At 29.3% G+C, this 3,243-nt stretch carries 1 protein-coding gene; it reads left to right on the top strand.

Annotation, left to right across the window (positions count from 1 at the left end; translation table 11 throughout):
* The coding region (locus L8U41_RS07785; RefSeq protein ID WP_263728254.1) for a filamentous hemagglutinin N-terminal domain-containing protein at positions 1 to 3,211 on the top strand (3,211 nt) is incomplete at its 5' end.
* Positions 3,212 to 3,243 lie beyond the last annotated feature (32 nt).

The following is a 3,243-nucleotide window of genomic DNA, read 5'->3' as shown; positions in this document are numbered from 1 at the left end:
GAGTATAACTACAAATGGTAATAATATGAATATTATAGGTAATGGACCAAGCTCAGTCATACAATGGGGTGGTGGCTTTAATATAGGCAAAGGTGAAAGTGTAAACTTTGGAGGTAAAGATAAAAACTACCTAAACATTGCTCATGGTACTAGTAAATCTATGATAGAAGGTTTATTAAATGCAGGTGGTAATAATGTATTTTTAATTAATCCTAATGGGGTAATCATTACTAAAACAGGAACTATCAATGCTAATCGCTTTGTGGCTTCGACTTCATCGATGGATAATAAAAGTATGCAAGAGTTTGCAGATGGAAAACTTGCTTATAATACTTTCTCTCCAGTGTTTAAACCAAATGGTGGCAATGTAGTAAATATGGGTACTATTAATGCTCAAAACGTTACTTTACAAGGTAATAAAGTAGTATTAGATGCTGATACTAATTGGGACAAAGAACACAATGGCATTAAATTTGGAAAAGTCAATGCTGAAAATATAAACTTACAAGGCAATGAAGTTTATGTTAATGTTGCTGGTGTAAATGCTGACAAAATACAATCAATAAATGTTGATGCTAAAACAAAAGGTTCTATGTATTTAAACGCTAGTGGATATTATTACAACCCCGATTCTTTTAAAGTGTTTAATAAAATAAGCAAAAAAAATGGTAATTTTAAGGTAGATAAATATGTAGGTATAGGTTCTGTGCAAGATTGGTGGTATTTTGCTAAAGGTTGGAATGAAAACAAAGAAGGTTTTAGAGATACAGCTAGTGAGTATAGATTAACCGCTAATATAGATTTTAAAAAGCAAAACTATGCTAATTACTGGTTTGACTTAAATGGTGATGGTAAAAAAGATGCTGATGAATATACTAGTATGATAGTTGGCTATGACAATAAAAATTATTTTAATAAAATTTTTGATGGTCAAGGTTTTGCTTTAAGTAATATCAATATAGATACAACAAGCTTAGAAAATAAACCAGAATATTTAGGTATTTTTGGCGTATTAAGAGCTGCTACTTTAAAAAATCTTAATGTTGATTATAATCAAGGAAGTATTATAGGTTCAAACGATGGCATTATTTATGCAGGTGGTATGGCCGGTATGATTATGGATGGTAGTGATGTAAGTAATATCACATTAAAAGGTATTAAAGAGATAAAAGCAGAATCAAAAAATCATATTAGTTATGTGGGTGGTTTTGCTGGCATTATTACAGATTGGGGTGGAGATTTAGATGATTGGGATGGTGTGGATTGCTATGAAGATATTTGGTGCTATATGAAAGGAAGCTCATTTAGCAACATAGCTCTTAGAGATATAGGTAAGATTTATGGTAAAGGTGATTTAGCCTATGTAGGTGGCTTTACTGGGGGTTTATGGTCTGGAGTTTATAATTATAGCAATATAGGACATAAATTTGATAATATTGTTTTGCATAATATTGATAATATCATGGCAGAAACAGATACTGAAAGAGCAAGAGTTGGTGGTTTTGTAGGACTTATTTTTAATTCAACTCAAGGAGATTTTAGCGGAGATAGAATTAATGAGTTTAATCACATAGTATTAAATGATATTGATTTGATACAAGCTAAAAATAATGGAACTTATGATAACACAGATCTTCCTATTTGGATTAAAGATGATGCTAATGCAGGGGGATTTGTAGGATATTCAGGTGGTCAAAATTATTATTCTAATATAGTTTTAAATAATATTAAAAAAATTCATAGCCAAAGCATTGAAAAAGCAGAAACAAGCTATGCTGGTGGTTTTATGGCTTATTCAGCAAGTACAGGGCAAATTTTTTCCAATATAGTTTTAAACAATATAGGCTCTGTTATAGCAGATGGAACAGGTTATATGGATGGTAAAACAAGAGCCGGTGGATTTGTTGCTGTGGACGGAGATAAAGGTAGAGATAAGTTTAAAAATATTTATATATTCTTTAGTCCTGATGCAAAAATCGAAGCAAATGGTGGTGGAAAAAATGAATATGCTGGACTTTTCCATGCCGTTTCTAAAACAGACTCTAAACATGAAAATATTTTTATATATCATCCAAATATAACAGAAAAAGGTGATATTGCAGATACTACGAATGGATTTAATAAGATTTCATACAACAACGGTGATTATGATAGCAAATACACCGAATTTAAAAATAAAATCACAACAGATCTAAAAGATTATGGCTTACATGAAAAAGATGGCTATTTTAGTTTCAATACTGATTTTGAAGTAAAACCAAGTGAAGATATCTTTAGACCTGATGTAGAAAAGATTAAAGATGAAACAGCTACTTTAGGTGAAAATGATTTAATTAGCGATGATATATGGAATTATATTATAAATGATATTGATAAAGTTCATTATAATATAGATATTAGATTATTAGCTAAATTATTAAATGAGTATAGTGATATATCAAATAAAACAGAAGATGAGCAGGTTAAATTTATAACCACATATTTAGGTGTAAAAGAAAATGATGCTAGGGCATTATTGCAAAGTTTGAGCTTCTTAAATGCATATAAAGATCATGATATAAACAAAGCTAAATTTACTAATGAAACAGTAAAAGATAGTTTTGAAAAATCTTTCGGAAATGCTGACGCTAAATTTATAAACTTTAATAACAAAAAAAACAAACTATATAATGAGCTTAAAGTTCTTAATGAAAATATAGTATCAAAAGGTTTTGATATTGAATACTTGCTTGATGAAAATCAAGAAAAATTAGCCAAATTTATAAAAGCTTATAATGATTATATAGTTTTAATAGAAAAAGGCTTGAAAAATGAAAATGATCCTGCATTTATAAATATTAAAAATACTATCATAAAACTTAACAATGAAGCTAAAAATCTTTATGCGCAATTACTTGACTATAAAGATCAACTTCAAGATTTTAAAGATAACAACGAATTTAAAAAAGTTATCATAGCTGGAGATTTCAAAACTATTCCTTTGTTAATAACTCCTGATGTTAATAGACCTATTGATGGAGGTGGTGAAGATGGTGACTATGAAAAAATCTCTCGCCAAATAGCTGATTCACAAAAACAAACACCTACCTTTGAATATGAAGAAGAAGAGACCGAAGAAGTTGAAGAATCTGCATTTAAACAAAAAGGTAAAATTTGCATAGTAAGTGATAATTATAAAACTATGAATCCATGCATAGTAAGTGGAATGTAGTTATATACACTAGGATAAGTCCTAGTGTATAT

The sequence above is a fragment of the Campylobacter sp. RKI_CA19_01116 genome (genome assembly GCF_025771405.1).
Lineage (GTDB): Bacteria > Campylobacterota > Campylobacteria > Campylobacterales > Campylobacteraceae > Campylobacter_D.
This window is presented reverse-complemented; position numbering and strand designations above follow the sequence as displayed.